This is a genomic window from Streptomyces sp. NPDC040545, assembly GCF_055595065.1.
The window spans coordinates 282,177-300,883 of the sequence record NZ_JBVIWA010000002.1 but is presented as its reverse complement, the minus strand read 5'-3'; the positions used below and the strand labels follow the sequence as shown (position 1 = coordinate 300,883).

General features: G+C 76.5%; 8 protein-coding genes. 6 read left to right on the top strand and 2 right to left on the bottom strand.

The window, feature by feature from the left end; all coding sequences use genetic code 11:
• Window positions 1-83 precede the first annotated feature (83 nt).
• Window positions 84-1,388: a putative Ig domain-containing protein gene (locus tag ACZ573_RS06285; RefSeq protein ID WP_471299744.1), complete on the bottom strand. Its 1,305-nt coding sequence runs from the start codon at window positions 1,386-1,388 to the stop codon at window positions 84-86.
• A gap of 88 nt (window positions 1,389-1,476) precedes the next feature.
• On the bottom strand, window positions 1,477-2,370 hold the full coding sequence (locus ACZ573_RS06280; protein WP_471299742.1) for a LysR family transcriptional regulator: 894 nt from the start codon (window positions 2,368-2,370) through the stop codon (window positions 1,477-1,479).
• A 561-nt stretch (window positions 2,371-2,931) separates the two neighbouring features.
• Here ACZ573_RS06280 and ACZ573_RS06275 point away from each other — a divergent pair.
• Genes ACZ573_RS06275 through ACZ573_RS06250 form a run of 6 tightly spaced genes read left to right on the top strand, consistent with a single transcriptional unit; the run spans window position 2,932 to window position 18,643 of the window.
• Window positions 2,932-9,759 (top strand): SDR family NAD(P)-dependent oxidoreductase, encoded by a 6,828-nt coding sequence (locus ACZ573_RS06275; protein ID WP_471299740.1) that lies wholly within the window; start codon window positions 2,932-2,934, stop codon window positions 9,757-9,759.
• Window positions 9,752-14,431, top strand: coding sequence for a beta-ketoacyl synthase N-terminal-like domain-containing protein (locus tag ACZ573_RS06270; protein WP_471299739.1), 4,680 nt, complete (start codon window positions 9,752-9,754; stop codon window positions 14,429-14,431). Before ACZ573_RS06275 ends, ACZ573_RS06270 begins: the two co-directional genes overlap by 8 nt.
• Window positions 14,421-14,741, top strand: coding sequence for an acyl carrier protein (locus ACZ573_RS06265; protein WP_471299737.1), 321 nt, complete (start codon window positions 14,421-14,423; stop codon window positions 14,739-14,741). Before ACZ573_RS06270 ends, ACZ573_RS06265 begins: the two co-directional genes overlap by 11 nt.
• A gap of 7 nt (window positions 14,742-14,748) precedes the next feature.
• Window positions 14,749-15,603 (top strand): alpha/beta fold hydrolase, encoded by an 855-nt coding sequence (locus tag ACZ573_RS06260; RefSeq protein WP_471299735.1) that lies wholly within the window; start codon window positions 14,749-14,751, stop codon window positions 15,601-15,603.
• A gap of 2 nt (window positions 15,604-15,605) precedes the next feature.
• Complete coding sequence (locus tag ACZ573_RS06255; protein ID WP_471300630.1) at window positions 15,606-16,781, top strand: glycosyltransferase; 1,176 nt, start codon at window positions 15,606-15,608, stop codon at window positions 16,779-16,781.
• Entirely contained in the window at window positions 16,778-18,643 is a 1,866-nt protein-coding gene (locus tag ACZ573_RS06250; RefSeq protein ID WP_471299733.1) for a methyltransferase domain-containing protein, read from the top strand. Before ACZ573_RS06255 ends, ACZ573_RS06250 begins: the two co-directional genes overlap by 4 nt.
• Window positions 18,644-18,707: the final 64 nt, after the last annotated feature.

The following is an 18,707-nucleotide window of genomic DNA, read 5'->3' as shown; positions in this document are numbered from 1 at the left end:
CCGGTTCTCCTGACCTGATGGACGGAACTCGGTCAACAGTGCGGCCTCGGGGGCGGGTTGGACAAGCCCGTGTCCGTCCCGCCTCAGAACCAGTTGAGGGTCAGGGTGAAGGTGGTGCCCGCGGTGGCTCCGGTGGCATCGCTCGCGGTGGCGGTGACCTGGAAGACGCCGCTGCCCCAGGGTTTGCCGGTGATCCGGCCGGAGGCGCTGTCGAGCGTGAGCCCCCAGGGCAGGCCGCTGGCGGCGTACCGGACGGGGGGCTTCGCCCCGGTGGTGGTGAGCTGGACGGTGCAGGACTGGTTGAACTTGCACGTCTGCGGACCGGGGTCGGTGAACTTCAGCCCACCGGGGGTGGGGGTGGGCGTGGGGGTGGGCGTGGGGGTGGGCGTGGGGGTGGGCGTCGGGGTGGGCGTGGGCGTCGGGGTAGGTGTGGCCCCGCAGCCCGGGGTGGCCTCCGGGGGCAGCGGGACCCGCCAGATCTGCGTGTCGTTCTCCGAACCCACCAGCAGGTTCGCGCAGTCGGCGTACGTCACCGTCTCCCCCTGCGACTGGGCCGGGAGGGCGATGTCCGCGAGCTTGACCCCGGCCGTGTCGTACACGGAAGCCGTGTTGGCGCCCAGCGGCCCGCCACTGCGCAGGGTGTACGAGGCACCCGTCGGCGAGAAGGCGCCGTCGGTGGCGAACACGGGGGCGGGCCGGACCGCGGTGAGGGTGTTGACCTGGCCGGTCACCGGCGGCAGCGGGGCCTGGTACAGCCGGCCGGCGGCACCGATGAGCTTGCTGGCGACGTAGAGCCGGCCGGTCACGGGATCGGCGAGCAGGGACTCGGCGTCGTGCTTTCCGTCGGCGTAGGCGAAGCGGTAGGTCACGGGCGTGACCGTGGCGTTCGTGAGCTGATCGGGCTCGGCGAACCGGTGCACGGTGATCTCCGCGCGCCCGCTGAGGTTGTCCCCGATGTCGCCGACCAGGATCGCCGGGCCGCCGCCCGCGTCCGTACCGAGCGCCAGGGCCTCCCAGTCGGTGTTGCCGACGCCGGCGACGGTGAAGGTGGCCAGCAGCCGGCCGGTGGCGCTGTTGCAGTCGACGGCGAAGACCTGGTTGGTGTTCCCGCTGTCGTTGACGGCGTAGAAGACCCCGGGATGTCTGCGGCTCATGGCGAGGCCGCTGAGCTCGGCGAGGCCGCCGGGGAGGGTGCACTTCTTCTCCGGCGCCAGGGCCACGATGGCGGCCGACGGGGTGGCGGAGCCGGTGGAGCCGGTGGAGCCGGTAGAGCCTGCGGAGGCGGTGGAGGCGGTGGCCGTGGCCATCCAGGCGAGCGCGGGCAGGACGGCGGCGAGGGCCGCGGTCGCGAGGGCGGCGGCCCGTGGGGGTGTCAGGAGTCGGGACATGCGCACAATGTGAGGGGCCATCGGTCGCGGTGCCAGCCCCCGCCCCCTCCCGTTCGAGCATCGTTCAATGCCGCGGCGGCATGTACGGTCAGCGCACCGGCTCCCGGACGGGTGCCTTGTGCCCGGCCTGCGCGATGAACGCGCGGGCCGCCCGGCTGAGGGGCCGCCGGGCATGGGCGATGCCCACCGGGCGCAGCAGCGGGGGCGTGAAGGAGCGGATCTCGGCCCGGCTCCCGAAGGCCCTGAGCACCACGTCCCGGTACCAGATGAGGGAGCCCCGGCCGTCCGTCACACCCGTCACCCAGGCCAGGCGTTCGTCGACCTCCAGGGTGGGGACGGGCCGCACTCCGAGGCAGCTGAACATGGCCTCCATCTCGGTGCGCCGGCCGGTCCCCGGGGTGGGCAGCACCATCGGCAGCCCGTCGAGCATGCGCAGGGGCATCGGGTGGGGCAGCCGGGAGCCCGGCGGCGATATCAGCACCACCTCCCGCTCCTGGATGAAGTGCGTGGAGAGCTCCTTGTCGACGGGCAGGTCGACCAGGGCCAGTTCCGAGCGCCCCTGGGTGACCTCCTCGACCAGGGCCTCCCTGCTGTCGTGCTGCTGGAGCCGGACGTCGACGGCCGCGTGCCGTCCGGTGAAGGCCGTGATCAGGTCGGTGGCCAGGTCGAGGGCGAGGGTGGGGGTGGTGACCAGGGACAGGACCGCCCGGTCGCCCCCGCCGTGCGGGGTCCCGATGTCGTCGATGGCCTCCACCGCGTTGAGCACGGTCCGGGCCAGCCGGACGACCCGGGCCCCCTCCGGTGTGAGGTCCACCCCCCTCCCCCGGCGGGCCAGGAGCTCGACGCCGAGATCGCGCTCCATGGCCTGCACAGCCCGGGAGAGCGCGGACTGGGCGACGAAGACCGAGGCGGCGGCCCCGGTGATGGACCGGCAGTCGGCGACGGCGACGAGGTAGCGGAGCTGCGCGAGGGTGGGGGTCATGACCGGACGGTAACCGCGTGAGGCTGTACCTGTAAGGGCCCGTCGGGTGAACAACTGCCCGAGTCCCGGATGGCGGACATGCCCGGTCGGCGAGTGGGCATGCCGGTGCGGCATGCCCACGAGGGGCGCGGTACGCCGGCCCGCGCGGCGGGGCCGGTCCGGCCCGGTGGAGAACGCCGCAGGCCACGGCTTCGGCCGGGGGGTGCCGAGGGCCCGCCCGGGCGGGATTTCGGGTGGCACGTGTATGCCGCTGGTGCGAAGCACCGTATTCCGCATGGCTGTTGACAGTGCACGGCGGTCACCGCACGATGCAACGCGGCATTGCGGGTGTTTGACCACGGTTCAAGCCCGCCGTACCCGCGGTGGGTGCCCCGGCCGGTGCGCACGACCACCGCACTCCCCCGTCCTCCGCCCTGCCCCGCACCGCCGTTGCACGGCTCGTCGCCTCGTCGGCTCGTCGGTTCGCCCGCTCGCCCGCTCGCCCGCTCGCCTGCTCGCCTGCTCGTCCGTTCTTCCGCCCTGCACTCCGCCATGTCACACCGCATTGGAAGAGGAGCGTCCGTGACCCCCCACCCGCAGCCCGCCGTCACCCGTGACCTGGTCGTCGCGGTCAGCCCCTTCGAGGAACCCCACCCGGCCGTCGTCACCGCCGCCGAACGCGCCGGGGCCCTCGGACTGCTCGACCTCGGCCGGGGCCCCGGCGCCGCACGGCACGCCTTCGCAGAACTGGACCGAAGGCTCGGCAGCAGTGCCCGGTACGGGGTGCGGGTGCCCGCCGGCTGCCCGCTCGGCCCCGGGGAGCTGCCCGCCGCGGTGGACACCGTGCTGCTCGCCGACCCGGACGCGCACGCCCCCGAGCGGGTCGCCGCCTGGGCCGCGGCGGCCGGGCGGCCCCGGGTCTGGGCCGAGATCACCAGTGCGGCCGAGGCAGGGACCGCCGTGGCCGCCGGGGCGGGAGCGCTCGTCGCCAAGGGCCACGAGGGGGGCGGCCGGGTGGGGTCGGCCACCACCTTCGTCCTGCTCCAGCAGCTCCTCGGCGACCCCGCGGTCCGGGTACCCGTACGGGCCTTCGGCGGGATCGGCCCGCACACGGCGGCCGCGGCCGTCGCGGGCGGGGCCGCCGGGGTGCTTCTCGACGTACAACTGGCCCTGACCACGGAGGGCGAGGCCGGGCTCCCGGAGGAAGTCGCCGCCGCGTTGCGGGCGATGGACGGCTCCGAAACCCGGTTACTGGACGGGCACCGGGTGTTCGCACGGCCCGGCCTGACCCCGCCCGAGGGGCCCGTACCCACCCTGCTCGGCGCCCGCGACCTGCGGACCCAGCTGCTGCCGGTCGGGCAGGACGGCGCCTCGGCGGCCCGGCTGGCCGCGCGGTACCGGACCACGGGCGGCGTCCTGCAGGCCGTCCGGGCGGCCGTCGCCGGGCATCTGGAGGCCGCCGTACGGGCCCGGCCGCTCGGGCGGCCGCTCCCCGTCGCGCAGGGCCCGATGACCCGGGTGAGCGACCAGGCGGCCTTCGCCGCGGCGGTGGCCGCCGCGGGCGGGGTCCCGCACCTCGCGCTCGCGGTGATGGAGGGCCCCGACGTACGCCGGCTGCTGGCGGAGACGGCCGAGCGGCTCGGGGACCTCCCCTGGGGCGTGGGCCTGCTCGGCTTCGCCCCGCCCGAGCTGCGCCGGGAGCAACTGGCGGCCGTGAACGAGGCGGCCCCGCCCTACGCGATCATCGCGGGCGGCACCCCTGCGCAGGCGGCCCCGCTGGAGGCCGCCGGAATCCGCACCCACCTCCACGTGCCCTCCCCCGGCCTGCTGGAGCGGTACCTCGCCGAGGGGGCGCGGCGGTTCGTCTTCGAGGGGCTGGAGTGCGGCGGACACGTCGGGCCGCGCGCCTCCTTCCCGCTGTGGGAGGAGCAGATCGAACGCCTGCTCACCTGCCCCGAACCCGAAGCCCTGGACGTGCTGTTCGCGGGCGGCATCCACGACGAACGGTCCGCCGCGATGGCGGTGGCCGCCGCGGCCCCGCTGGCCGCCCGGGGCGCCCGGATCGGCGTACTCATGGGCACCGCCTACCTGTTCACAGAGGAGGCCGTGGCGGCGGGCGCGATCCGGCCGGGTTTCCAGCGGGCGGCGGTGGAGTGCGCGGACACCGTCCTGCTGCGCACCGCGCCGGGGCATGCCACCCGGTGCGCGGCCACCCCGTACGCCGCGACCTTCGAGGCGACCCGCCACCGGCTCGCGGAGAGCGGCATCGAGCCGCGCACGATGTGGGAGGAGCTGGAGCGGCTGAACCTGGGACGGCTGCGGATCGCCAGCAAGGGCCTGCGCCGCAACCCCGACGGGACCGGCCTCGAACCGGTCACCGAGGAACAGCAGCAGACCGACGGGCTGTTCATGCTGGGCCAGGCCGCCACCCTGCGCACGGGCACCACCACGATCGCCGCGCTGCACGCGCAGGTCACCGACGGAGCCACCGCCCTGCTGGAGCGGCGGGCCCGCGAACTCGCCGCCGCCGGACCGTCCGCGGAGCGGGCGCCGCAGGCGGCCGACCCGCTCGACATCGCCATCGTCGGAATGGCCTGCGCCTACCCGGGCGCCCCCGACCTCGCCGCCTACTGGGCCATGGTCCTCGCCGGGACCGACGCCGTCACCGAGGTGCCGGCCGAACGCTGGGACCCGGCGCTCTACTACGACGCCGACCCGGCCCGGGCCGGTGAGCGCACCCCCTCCCGCTGGGGCGGATTCCTCGGCCCGGTGCCCTTCGACGCCCTCGCGCACGGCATCCCGCCCGCCTCGCTCGCCGGGATCGAGCCGGTGCAGCTGCTGGCCCTGGAGATCTCGGCGCGGGCCCTCGGGGACGCCGGCTACGGCAAGGACCGCGTCTTCGACCGGTCCCGGACCTCGGTGGTCTTCGGCGCGGAAGCCGGCACGGAACTGGCCGGCGCCTACGGGCTGCGCGCCCTGCACCCCGCCTACCTGGGGGAGCTCCCGGCCGAGCTCGACGAGCAGCTGCCGCGCCTGACCGAGGACTCCTTCCCCGGGATCCTCGCCAACGTCATCGCCGGGCGGGTCGCCAACCGCCTCGACCTGGGCGGCGCGAACTGCACGGTCGACGCCGCCTGCGCCTCCTCGCTCGCCGCGCTGGACCTCGCCTGCCGCCAACTACGCGATCACGACAGCGACATGGTGCTGTGCGGAGGCGCCGATGTGCACAACGGCATCAACGACTACCTGATGTTCGCCTCCGTCCGCGCCCTGTCGCCCGGCGGCCGCTGCCGGCCCTTCGACGCGGCCGCCGACGGGATCGCGCTCGGCGAGGGCGTCGGCGCGCTCGTCCTGAAGCGCCTCGCGGACGCGGAACGCGACGGCGACCGCGTGTACGCCGTGATCAAGGCGGTGGGCGCCGCCAGCGACGGCCGCTCCCTCGGCCTGACCGCGCCCCGGCCGGAAGGACAGCGGCGGGCCCTGGAGCGGGCGTACGCCCGGGCCGGCATCACCCCCGACGAGGTGGGCCTGATCGAGGCGCACGGCACGGGCACGGTCGTCGGGGACAGCACGGAACTCGCCGTGCTGAGCGAGCTGTTCACCGCCTCCGGGGCCGAGCCCGGGTCCTGCGCGCTGGGTTCGGTGAAATCGCAGCTCGGGCACACCAAGTGCGCGGCCGGGCTGGCCGGGCTGATCAAGGCGGCCCGGGCGGTCCACACGGGCGTGCGGCCCCCGACCCTGCACATCGACACGCCCAACCCGGCGTGGCGGGCGGAGACCAGCCCGTTCTCCTTCGACAGTGAGACCCGGCCCTGGCCGGTGCCCGCGCAGCGGCGGTTCGCCGGGGTCAGCGCCTTCGGCTTCGGCGGCACCAACTACCACGCCGTGCTGGCCGGTCACGGGGGCTCGGCGGAGCCCCGGCACGGGCTGGAGGAGTGGCCCGCGGAGCTGTTCTGCTTCCGCGGCGAGGACCGGCGGGCGGCGGGCCGGGCGATGGCCCGGCTCGCGGCGCGGCTGGAGGAGAACGACGCCGCCGGACGCCCCTGGGCCCTGCGGGACCTGGCGGCGGAGACCGCCGCCGCAGCCCCCGGCCCGGTCATGGTGTCGGTGGTGGCGGGCAACCTGGACGAGCTGGCGGCCCGTCTGGCGCAGGCCCGCACCTTCACCCCGGGCGCGGGGGTCCACGTACGGGAGGAAGGAACGGAGCCGGGCAAGGTGGCATTCCTCTTCCCCGGCCAGGGCAGCCAGCGCCCGCGCATGCTCGCCGACCTCTTCACGGCGTTCCCCGCCCTGCGCGCCCTGCTGGACTCGGCCCCGCCCCCGGTGGTGTCGAGGATGTTCCCGCCGGCGGCATTCACCGCGGAAGTCCGAACGGCGCAGCGGACGGCGGTCACCGACACCCGCATCGCACAGCCGGCCCTCGGCCTCGCGGGGGCGGCGGCGCACCTGCTGCTCGGCGAGCTGGGCGTACGGCCGGACTGCGTGGCCGGGCACTCGTACGGGGAGCTCACCGCCCTGTGGGCGGCCGGGGCCTACGACACGGAGAGCCTGCTGCGGCTGAGCGCGCGCCGGGCCGAGGCGATCGTGGCGGCCGCCGGCGCGGATCCGGGATCGATGGCGGCGGTGTCGGCCGCGCCGCAGGAGGTACGGGAGATCGCGGCCCGCGCCGGATGCGTGGTGGCGAACCACAACGCGCCCCGGCAGTGCGTGATCTCGGGTCCGACCACAGCCGTGTCCCGGGCGCTGACGGCGCTGCGCGAGGCAGGCCTCCCGGCCGAACCCCTCCCTGTGGCCTGCGCCTTCCACAGCGCCGTGGTGGCCGAGGCGGCCGGAAGCCTCGCATCGGAACTGGCGAGAACACCGGTAACGACTCCCCACACCCCGGTCTGGTCGAACACAACGGCCGACCGGTATCCGACAACGCCCGAAGACGTACGAAGCCTTGCCGCACGCCAGGTCGCGGAGCCGGTCCGGTTCGTCGAAGAGGTGGAGGCCATGTACGCGGCCGGTGTCCGGACGTTCGTGGAAGCGGGGCCCGGCCGGGTCCTCTCCGGTCTGGTCGGCCGGATCCTGCACGGCCGGCCGCACACGGTGGTCCCACTGGACGTCCCCGGCGAGCACGGCCTGCGCAGGCTGGTCACGGCGGTGGCCGAACTCATGGCGGCAGGCGTTGCGGTGGCACCACACGCCCTCTTCCGCGGCCGCACCTCCCGCCTCCCGGAGCACGCCCCGCGGCGACCGGGCTGGCTGGTGGACGGCCACCTGGTCCGCACCGCGGACGGCGCACCGGTCCCGGGCGGCCTCCGCCCGGCCCGCCGGGTGGCTCCCGCGGACAGGGCAGCGGTCTCCGGATCCGACCGCCGGGAGGAGGCAGTACTGGAGTACCTCCGAGGCACCCGCGAACTGGTCGAGGCCCAACGGAACGTCCTCCTCGGCTACCTCGGCTCCGTGCCGGCGGATCCCCAGGGCGGGGCCGGTGGGGCCGGGAGTGTGTCGGGGCGATCCCCGCAGGGCGCCGAACGCACTGCCGCCCGGCACTCCGACCCCTCGTCACGTTCGGCGCCCGAGGAGACGCCCCGGGGCGCGCCCGGCCCCGCCGGAACCGCCCACCCCGCCGACCCCGCCCCCGCACAACCGGGTCCCCGCACCGCCGAGGAGGTCATGGACCTCGTCCTGGAGATCGTCCACACCCGGACCGGATATCCCCGGGACATGCTCGACCCCGAACTGGACCTGGAGGCGGACCTCTCCATCGACTCCATCAAGCGGGTGGAGATCATCGGCGCCCTCGCCGACCGGATCGGACTCCCCCAGGACCCGGGCGGCGGCTCCGCCGAGTCCGCCATCGAGGAGCTGTCCCGGATCAAGACCCTCCGCGGCATCGTCGACTGGGTCACCTCCCGCACACCCGCCGCACCCGGCACACCCGCAACGCCCGCAACGCCCGGCGGCGGACCCGCGGCACCATCCGTCAGCCGGCTCCGGGTGGACCTCGTCCCTGTGCCGACGCCCGACACCGACCCGGAGACTCTGCGCGGCCTGCGCATCGGCGTCGTCGAGGACGGCCAGGCCATCGCACCCGCCCTCGTCGCCGCCCTGGACGCGCACGGCGCCATGCCGACGGTCCTCCCCGCGGCCGAGCCCGGCTTCGACGGCCTCGTCGACCTCTCCGCGCTGCGCACCACCTCCGGCCCCGTCCTGCCCGAAGCCTTCCCGGGGCTCCGGCAGGCCCTGACGACCGGAACCCCTCGGCTGCTGCTCGTCACCGGGCCCGGCACCTCCGGCGCCGGTCTGCACGGCTTCGCCCGCAGCGCGGCCCTGGAATACCCCGATGCGCTGGTACGCGCCGTGCACATCCACCCCAAGGAGGACCCGGAACGCATCGCGACCCAACTGATCGCGGAACTGGCCGACGGCGCCGACGGCAACGGCAGCGGAAACGGCAGCGGCAGCGGCTGCGGCACCTCCGTCGGCTACACGGCCGAGGGTGCCCGAGTGGCCCGTCTCCCGGTCCCCGCCCCCCTGCCGGCCGGCCCCGACGGCCCCCCGCTCCTGGACCGCGACTCGGTGGTCCTGCTCACCGGCGGGGCCCGCGGGATCACCGCCCGCACCGCGCTCGCGCTGGCCCGCGCCACCGGATGCCACGTGGAACTGGTCGGCCGCACCCCCGAACCCGCCACCGCCACCGCCACCGACGAATTCGCCCAGGCCCAGGACCGGGTCGCACTGCGCGCGGCCCTGATCGCCGCAGGGCTGCGTACGCCCGCGGAGATCGAGGCGGCGGCCTCGCGGATCCTCGCCGAGCGCGAGGTACGGGCCACCCTCGCCGCCCTGGGCGCAGCGGCCGCCTCCGTCCGCTACCACTGCGCGGACGTCACCGACGAGCGGGCCGTCCGGGCGGTCGTGGCCGGCGTACGGGAGCGCCACGGCCGCCTGGACGGCATCGTGCACGGCGCCGGCGTGCTGCGGGACGGGCTGCTGCGGGACAAGCAGCCGGCCGACTTCACCGCCGTGTTCACCACCAAGGTCGACGGGGCCCGCCACCTGGCCGCCGCGGCGGCCGAGCACGGGTCCTGGCCGGCGCCCCGGTTCCTGGCGCTGTTCGGGAGCGTCGCCGGGGTGTACGGCAACCGCGGCCAGTGCGACTACGCCGCCGCCAACGACGCGCTCGACGGCCTCGCGCACACCTGGGCGGAGTCCTTCCCGGGCCGGGTGCTGTCCGTCGACTGGGGCCCCTGGGCGGCGGAGGCGGGCGGGATGGTCAGCCCCGAGCTGGAGCGTGCGTACGTCCGGCGCGGGATCCCGCTCATCGCACCGGAGGCGGGGACCGCCGCCTTCCTCGACGAACTGGCGTACGGGAACGACGTACAGGTGGTCCTGATGGCCGAGGAGGGCCGGGGCGATGCGTGACGGAGAGCGGCGCGGCCCGCGCCCGGCCGATGCCGCGATCGTCGGGATGGGAGCGGTGTTCCCGGGGGCCGCCGATCTGGCCGCGTACCGGCGCAATCTGCTCGCCGGTACGGACTGCATCGGCGAGGTCCCGCCGGAGCGCTGGGACCCCGAGGTGTACTACGACCCGCGGGGCGCGACCGGACCGGTGGCGGGCGACCGGTTCTACTGCCGGCGGGGCGGTTTCGTCGACGGTCTCGCCGCCTTCGACCCCACCCGGTTCGGGATCATGCCGGCCGCCGTCGAGGGGGCCGAGCCGGACCAGATGCTGGCCCTGCACGCGACGGCCGAGGCGATCGCCGACGCGGGCGGCGAGGCCCGGCTGCCCGCCGACCGGTCGCGGATCGGGGTGGTGCTGGGGCGCGGCGGGTTCATGGGGGTGGCCACCGCGCGGCTCGACCAACGGGTGCGCACCGCTCACCAGTTGGCGCAGACCCTGCGGGAGCTGGCGCCGGAGCTGGGTGAACGGCGGATCGCGGCGGTGCGCTCCGCGTTCCAGGACGCGCTGGGGCCGGAGCGGCCGGACGCGTCGATCGGGCTGGTGCCGAGCTTCACCGCCGCCCGGACCGCGAACCGGCTGGACTTCCGCGGGCCCGCCTACACCCTGGACGCGGCCTGCGCCTCCTCCCTGCTGGCGGTGGACCAGGCGGTGGGGCTGCTGGCGGCCGGGCGCTGCGACGCGGTGGTCGCGGGGGCGGTCCACCACTGTCACATCGCGACGCTGTGGAGCGTGTTCACGCAGCTGCGGGCGCTCAGCCCGAGCGAGCGGATCCGGCCCTTCGACCGCCGCGCCGACGGAACCCTGCTGTCCGAGGGCACCGGGGTGGTGCTGCTGAAGCGGCTGGCGGACGCGGAGCGCGACGGTGACCGCGTGTACGCGGTGATCCGCGGCACGGGCGTGGCCGGGGACGGCCGTGCGGCGAGCCTGATGAGCCCGCTGGTCGCGGGCCAGGTGCAGGCCGTGGAACGGGCCTGGCGGGAGGCCGGGCTGGATCCGCGGGCGCCGGGCGCGCTGGGTCTGCTGGAGGCGCACGGCACGGGCACCCCGGTCGGGGACGCGGCCGAACTGGACACCCTGGCGCAGGTGTTCGGCCCACCGGAGCCGGGGAACGGGCGCGGGATCGGCTTCGGCTCGGTGAAGTCGATGCTCGGGCACACCATGCAGGCCTCGGGCATGGCCGGGCTGATCAAGGCCGCGCTCGCCGTGTACGAGGGGGTGCTGCCGCCGACGCTGCACATCGAGGAGCCGCACCCGGACCTGGCCCGGACGCGGATGCGGCCGGTGGGCGCGGCCGAGCCGTGGGAGCGCGGGCCGCAGCCGCGCCGGGCCGGGGTCAACGCGTTCGGCTTCGGCGGGATCAACGCCCATGTGGTGCTGGAGGAGGCTCCGACGGCCTCGCGCCCGGCTCCCGCAGCGGTCCCCGCCCCGGCCCGGGTGGCTCCGGTGCGCCGGTTCCTGCCGCTGGGAGCCCCGGCCGCGCCGGTGGGGCCGGCCGAGGAAGGCGGCGTACTCCTCATCGGCGCCGGCACTCCGGCACAGCTGTCGGCCCGGCTTGCGTCCGCCGTCCCGGTGTCCGGCGGCGACGGGCCCTGCCGGGTCGCGGTGGTCGGGCCCACGCCCCAGCGGCTCGCGCTGGCCGCCAAGGTGGTGGCGCGCGGCCGGCCGTGGCGGGGGCGCGGGGACGTGTGGTTCGCCCCGGAGCCGCTGGGCGGCCGGACGGCGTTCCTGTTCCCGGGCCTGGAGCCGGAGTTCGCCCCGGTGGTGGACGACGTGGCGGAGCGGTTCGCGCTGCCGGCGCCCCGGCTGTCCCGCGGCGAGTCCCTGGTGGAGCGGGCCCTCGACGCGGTCGCGACGGGCCGGTTCTTCGCCCGCGTCCTGCCCGCACTGGGCGTCGAGGCCGATGTGCTGGCGGGTCACAGCCTGGGCGAGTGGGCGGCGATGGTGGCCGCCGGCATGTACCCGCAGGAGGCCGCCGACACCTTCCTCGGCTCGCTGCGCCCGGGTGATCTCCGGGTCCCGGACCTCGTGTACGCGGCGCTGGGCTGCGGTGCGGCGCGGGCCCGGGCCGCGCTCCACGACCTGGACCGGGTGGTGGTCAGCCACGACAACTGCCCGCACCAGTCGGTGATCTGCGGGGATCCGGCACAGGTGGCGGCCGCCGTGGCGCGGTTGCGCGGTGACGGGGTGCTCGGTCAGGAGCTGCCGTTCCGTTCGGGTTTCCACACCCCGATGTGGGAGCCCTACCTCGGGCAGGTCCGGGCCGCCTTCGACCGGCTGCCGCTGCGGCCGGCGGGGGTCCCGGTGTGGTCGGCCACCACGTGCGCGCCGTTCCCGTCCGTACCGCAGGGCGTACGCGACCTGGTCGTACGGCACTTGCTGGAGCCGGTCCGGTTCCGCGAGCTGATCCTGCGGCTGTACGAGGACGAGGGCGTGCGCGGCTTCGTCACGCTGGGCCCGGGCAGCCTGCCGGGCTTCGTGGAGGACACCCTGCGCGAGCGCCCGCATCTGTCGGTCTCCACCTCCTCCCCGCGCCTGCCGGGCCTGGCGGCCCTCCGCCGCACCTGCGCGGCGCTCTGGACCGAGGGGTACGCGCCCCGCTGGGGGCTCCTCGCCGAGGCGGCCCCGGCGGCCGGTTCGGCGCCGCGGCCCGGCCCGGCGGCGCCGCAGCCGGCATCCGCCGGACCGGAGCTCCGCGTGCCCCTGCGCCTGGGGTCCCCGCTGGTCCGCCTGAGCGAGACGGCCCGCACCTCCCTGAGCGGCCTTCTCAGCCCGGGCCCGGCCCCGGCCGCCGCCCCGGCCCCGGCTCCGACCCCGACCGCGGCCCCGGCCCCGGCCCCCGCCCCGGCGCCCTTGTCCGCAGCGGCCGGAGCGGCCCGCCCCGTGCTGCTGTCCGCCCTGGACGCGGTGCTGGCCGACGCCGGCTCGGCCGCCCGGGCCGTCACCGAGGCCTGGTCGGCCGTAGCACCGCCGAAGGCTGCGACGCCGGCACCGGCACCGCCGCCGGCCCAGGACACCAAGTGTTCGGGAAGCGCCACGGGGAAGCAGCTCCTGCGGCTGTCCCTCGCCGCGCTCCCCTACGTACGGGACCACTGCGTGTACCTCCAGCCCGACGGCTGGCCGGAGGACTCCGACCGGTTCCCCGTCGTCCCCATGACCACCATGCTGGAGCTGGCGGCCGGGGCCGCCCGGCGGCACGCCCCGCCCGGCCTCGCCGTCATCGGCTACGAGGATGTACGGGCCCTGCGGTGGCTGGCGGTCGAGCCGGCCGTCGACGTCGAGGTCACCGTCCGCGGTGACGGGCCGGGCCGGATGCGGGTCGGCCTCGGGGAGTACGCCTCGGTGGTCGTGCTGCTCGGCGAGCGGTACGGGGAGCCGCCCGCGCCCGACGGCACGCCCCTGCGCGACCCCGGACCGGCCCCGGTCAGCGCCGAGGCCCTCTACCGGGACCGGTGGATGTTCCACGGCCCGCGCTTCGCCGGGGTGCACGAGGTGCGGTCGGTCGGCTCGGACGGCATCCAGGGGGTCCTGCAGGCACTGCCCGACCCCGGCGCGCTGCTCGACGCCGCCGGGCAGCTCTTCGGGCACTGGATGCAGCTGCGCCTGCCGGTCGACCGGCTGGTGTTCCCGGCCACCGTGGACCGCATCCGGTTCTACGGGCCCCCGCCCGCTCCCCTGGAGCTGGTGACCGCCACGGCCCGGATCCGCGCGGTGCAGGACGTCACCGTGCGCGGTGACATCGAGCTGCGCGCGGCGGGCGGCGGGGTGTGGGCCCGGATCGAGGGGTGGACGTACCGCCGGTTCGGCGCCGACGAGCGGGTCTGGCCGATGAAGTTCACCCCGGAGGTGTGCGGGATCGGCGAACCCCGGCCCGAGGGCTGGTGCCTGGCCCGCCGCCGCTGGAACGATCCCGCCTCGCAGGAACTGGTGATGCGCCGCTACCTCGGCGCCGCCGAACGGGAGGCCTACGAGCGGCTGTCGCCGCGCGCCCGGGCGCCCTGGCTGCTGGGCCGGATCGCGGCCAAGGACGCGCTGCGGCAGCTTCTGTGGGACGGCGGGGCCGGGCCGGTGTTCCCCGCGGAGGTGCCGATCGGCAACGACCCGGCGGGCCGGCCCGTACCCGGGTCCCGGCTGACCCGCGGCTTCCTGCTGTCGATCGCCCACAAGGACCGGATCGCGGTCGCCCTGGCCCACCCGGCCCGGCCGGTCGGCATCGATGTGGAGCAGGTGACCGCGGACCCGGACGCGCTGATCCGGATCGCCCTCGGGCCGGCCGAACTCCGCCTCGCCGAAGGGCTGGCCGCCCGCGAGGGCACCGGCCTGCCCGCCGCGCTCACCGCCCTGTGGTGCGCGAAGGAGGCCGCGGCCAAGGCGGCGGGGGCCGGACTGGGCGGGCGCCCGCGGGACTGGCGGGTGGCCGACGACCCGGATTCCGGCGCGCTGCTCGTGACCTCCCCCGAGGGGGACCCGTACCCGATCCGCACCACAGCGCTCACCGCCCCGCCCGCCACGGCGCTCACCGCCCCGCTCACCGACACCGTGCCCGACCACGTCGTCGCCTGGACCGCCCACCTCGCGGCGCCCTCCCCCGTCCCCGTCCCCCTTCCCCTCACGGAGGCACGTCATGGCAACTGACATCCTCGCCGAGATCACCGGCATGCTCGTGGAGATCGTCGGCGACGAGTACCTGCTCGCGGAGGAGGTCACGATGAAGACGACGTTCAACGAGGATCTCGCCCTGGAGAGCATCGAGTTCGTCGCCCTCGCCGAGCTGCTCCACCACCGCTACGGCGCCGGCGTGGACCTGATGGGCTTCCTGGCCGAGAAGGACATGGACGCCATCCTGGCCATGTCCGTCGGCGAGCTCGTCACCCACATCGGCCGGATCACCCACTCCTCCCTGGCCCGGGCCGCGGCGGGGGCCTCCCCCGCGTCGGCCGGCTGAGCCGGCCATGGCCTTCGTCCGCGCGGGCTCCCTGCGCTTCCACGTCCAGCGGCTCCCGGCCACCGCCGGCGCCGACGCCCCCGACCGGCCCGTCGTGGTGTTCCTGCACGGGCTGGTCGTCGACAACCTGTCCTCCTTCTACTGCCCCCTGGCCCTGCCCGTGGCCCGGGCCGGCCACGAGGCCGTCCTCTACGACCTGCGCGGCCACGGCCGCACCGAGCGTCCGGGGTCCGGATACGACAGCCGTACCGCCGTACGGGACCTTTTCGCCCTGCTCGGCGCGCTGGACCTCGGGCAGCGCCCGGTCCACCTGGTCGGCAACAGCTACGGCGGGACCCTCGCCCTGCACGCCGCCCTGGCCCGGCCGGACCTGGTCACCGGGCTCACCCTCCTCGAACCGCCGCTCGGCGGCGCCTGGGTGGAGAACATGGTGGACACCCTGTCGGCCGCCGCGCTGAGCCTGGAGGACAGCACGGTCCCCACCGAGCTGGCCTCTCTGCGCCTGCGCAAGGCCGCCAACCTGACGGCCATCGCCGACGCCCTCCTCAACCGCACCACGCTCATCGACGACATCGCGGCGAGCCACGTGTTCACCCCGGCGGACCACGCCCGCCTGCGCTGCCCGGTCCTGGTGGTCTGCGGCGAGCATTCCGAACTGCTCGCGGGCGGGCGGGAGCTGGCGCAGCGCGCCCCGCAGGGGGCGCTCTGGATCCTGCCGGACCTGGGTCACGACGTCCTGAAGGAGAGCAGCGGGGTCCTGCGGGAGACCGTGCTCGCCCATCTCGACGCGACGGCCGGTACGGCGACGACGGCCGGTGCGGCGACGGCGGCGGGGCCGCGGGCGGGAGCTCTGGTCCCGTGAGGGTGCTGTTCACCGTGCCGCCGCTGGCGGGGCACGTCAATCCGACCGTGGCCGTCGGGGCCGAACTGGCCGCCCGGGGGCATGAGGTCGCCTGGACGGGACCGGCCTCGGCACTGGCCCGGCTGCTGCCCGCGCAGGCCCGGATCCTGCCCGCCGGGGAGGAACTGGGCGCCGGCGGGTACGCGGCGCTGCACGAGAGCTGGCGCGATCTGCGCGGGGTCGGTGCGCTGCGGTTCCTGTGGGAGGAGGCGCTGGTGCCGCTGGCCCGGGCGATGGTTCCGGGGGTGGCCCGGGCCGTGCGCGCCTTCGGGCCGGATGTGCTGGTCGCCGACCAGCAGGCCCTGGCCGGGCCGCTGGTGGCCCGGCGGCTCGGGGTCCCGTGGGTGACGTCGGCCAGTACCTCGGCCGAGCTGACCCGGCCCTTCGCGGACTTCCCGAAGGTCGGGGAGTGGGTGTCCGGGCAGATCTCGGGCCTGCTCGCGGAGTTCGGCGCGGCGCGGGACGCGGGGGGCCGCGCGGACTGGGACCCGCGGTTCTCCGAGCGGCTGGTGCTGGTCTTCTCCACTCCCGAACTCGTCGGCACGGGGCAGGACTTCCCGCCCCACTACGCCTTCGTGGGGCCGGCCTTCGGGGCCCGGCCGGCGGCGCCCGGATTCCCCTGGCAGCGGCTGGACCCGGCGCGGCGGCGGGTGCTGGTGTCCCTGGGCACCCTCAACCAGGCGGCCGGGGCCCGGTTCTACGGCGCGGTGCTGGGCGCCGCCGAACGGCTCGCCGGTGAGGTCCAGTTCGTCCTGGCGGCGCCCTCCGCCCTGATCGGGGCGGCGCCGGACCACCTGCTGGTCCAGGAGAGCGTCCCGCAGCTGGAGCTGCTGCCGCACCTGGACGCGGTGGTCTGCCACGCGGGCCACAACACCGTGTGCGAGACCCTCGCGCACGGGCTGCCGCTGGTCGTCGCCCCGATCCGGGACGACCAGCCGATCGTGGCCCGGCAGGTGGCCCTGGCCGGGGCCGGCGTCCGGGTGCGGTTCGGCCGGACCCGGGCCGAGGAACTGCGCGACGCGCTCACCGCCGTGCTGGACGACCCCGGCCCCCGCCGGGCCGCCCGGCGGATCCAGGCCTCATTCGCCGCGGCGGGCGGGGCCGCCGCCGCGGCCGACCGGTTGGAGAAACTGCCATGACGCCACCCCCGCTCTCCCGGGTCCCGTGGACCTCCGCCCTGCTGCTGGCCGCCCTCGGCGCGGGCACCGTACGCGCCAGGCGCCGGCTGCGGGCGATCCCGGTGCTGCCGGCGACCCCGCCCGCGGCGGCCGGGGTGCCGCGCGCCGCCGGGTGGCGCCTGCTCACCGCCCGGGGGGTCGAGCCGGATCCGGCCACCTTCCTCGCCGCCTGCGCGTACGCCGAAGGGGAGGGCCTGCGGGTCCTGGACCTGCTGCCCGTGGACCTGGCCGCCGAGCGGGCGCTGGGGCTGCTGCGCCTGGTCGACCCGGTCCGGTACCGGCAGGACCGGCTCGGCGAAGGGCGCGGGGCCGGGTTCGCCGTGCTCGTCACCGAGGAGGTGCTGGCCCGGGCCGGGGTGGATCCGGGCGGGCCGCGCCGGGATCCGGCGGAACTGCTCGCGCTGGCCCGCCGGTTGAAGGAGTACGCCGCCGACGCCACGGGGCTGGCCATCGCCCCCGGCCTGCGCTGCGGCGGGGCCGGGGAGCCCGGCGGGCCGGCGCGGACCGCCGAGCTGAGGGCCCAGGGGCTGCCGCCGGGGGCGCTGGCCGCCGCACAGCTCAGCGGGCTGGCGCTCCTCGCGGGGGTCGCCGTACGCCAGGGCCGGTGGGGCGCGGCCGCGGCGGGGCTGTACTGGCTCCAGCCGTACCTGGTCCTCGGCGGGCCCGGCTCCGCGCTGCGCCCCGCCGGTCTGGGCCGGGCCACGGCGGCCCGGCCTCTGCGCTCCCTCGGCGCGGGCCTGCGTACGGCCGCGGCGGCCGGCCGGGACACCCCGGCGGACGGCGCGGCGGAGGCCGCCCGGGCGGCCGCGTACCGGGAGGACCTGGCGGCGGGGACCGGGCGCTTCCTCGAACCGCGCCGCACGGCCTGCCCGTGGTGCGGCTCCGGCCGGCTCACCGTCCAGGTCCGGGTGCCCGATCTGCTCCAGGGCAAGCCGGGCCGTTTCACACTGGAGCGGTGCGGGGAGTGCCGGCACGTCTTCCAGAACCCCCGGCTGACCACGCAGGGGCTGGACTTCTACTACCGGGACTTCTACGACGGGCGGGGCGGCGAGGGCGCGGGCACGGTCTTCGGCAGGCTGGGCGCCGCCTACCGGGGGCGCGCCGAAATGCTCCTCCCGCACGCCGACCCGGCGTCCTGGCTCGATGTCGGCACCGGGCACGGCCACTTCTGCAACGCGGCGCGGGAGGTCTGGCCGCGGACCCGGTTCGACGGGCTCGACATGGGTGACGGGGTGCGGGAGGCCGAGCGCCGCGGCTGGGTGGAGACGGGATACCTGGGCCAGTTCCCGGAGTTCGCCTCGAAGCTGGCGGGCCAGTACGAGGTGGTGAGCATGTACCACTACCTGGAGCACACCCGGGAGCCGCTCGCCGAGCTGGACGCGGCGGCCACCGTGCTCGCCCCCGGCGGGTTCCTGACCATCGAGCTGCCCGATCCGCAGTCGCGGATGGCCCGGCTCCTCGGCCCGTTCTGGCTGCCGTGGTTCCAGCCCCAGCACCAGCACCTGATGCCCGCCGCCAATCTGCGCGAGGCGCTGGCCGACCGGGGGTTCACCGTCGTCGCCGAGGAGCACGGACCGGCCCACCAGGGCAACGACTTCTTCGGCGCGGTGGCCCTCGCGGCGACGCGGCTGGCCCCGGATCCGGACCGGCCGTGGGGTCCGGGGCCCACGCCGCGCGCCCGGCTCCTCGCCCGCGCCGTACGGGGGATGGCGCTGCCGTGCTTCGCCGCCGCGGCGGCGCTCGACACGCTGCGCACGGTGGCGGCCCGGCGTACGGACGGCGGGAACGCCTACCGGATGCTGGCCCGCAAGGACGCGCCGTGACGGGCGCGGCCGGCCAGGCCGGACCGCACGCGGGGAAGCAGCCCTCTTCCGCGGCGGCCCGCCG

Excerpts from the sequence above, each read along its gene's own strand:
- ACZ573_RS06285 (WP_471299744.1), bottom strand. The coding sequence starts at position 1,388 with ATGTCCCGACTCCTGACACCCCCACGGGCCGCCGCCCTCGCGACCGCG.
- ACZ573_RS06280 (WP_471299742.1), bottom strand. The coding sequence starts at position 2,370 with ATGACCCCCACCCTCGCGCAGCTCCGCTACCTCGTCGCCGTCGCCGAC.
- ACZ573_RS06270 (WP_471299739.1), top strand. The coding sequence starts at position 9,752 with ATGCGTGACGGAGAGCGGCGCGGCCCGCGCCCGGCCGATGCCGCGATC.
- ACZ573_RS06265 (WP_471299737.1), top strand. The coding sequence starts at position 14,421 with ATGGCAACTGACATCCTCGCCGAGATCACCGGCATGCTCGTGGAGATC.
- ACZ573_RS06260 (WP_471299735.1), top strand. The coding sequence starts at position 14,749 with ATGGCCTTCGTCCGCGCGGGCTCCCTGCGCTTCCACGTCCAGCGGCTC.
- ACZ573_RS06250 (WP_471299733.1), top strand. The coding sequence starts at position 16,778 with ATGACGCCACCCCCGCTCTCCCGGGTCCCGTGGACCTCCGCCCTGCTG.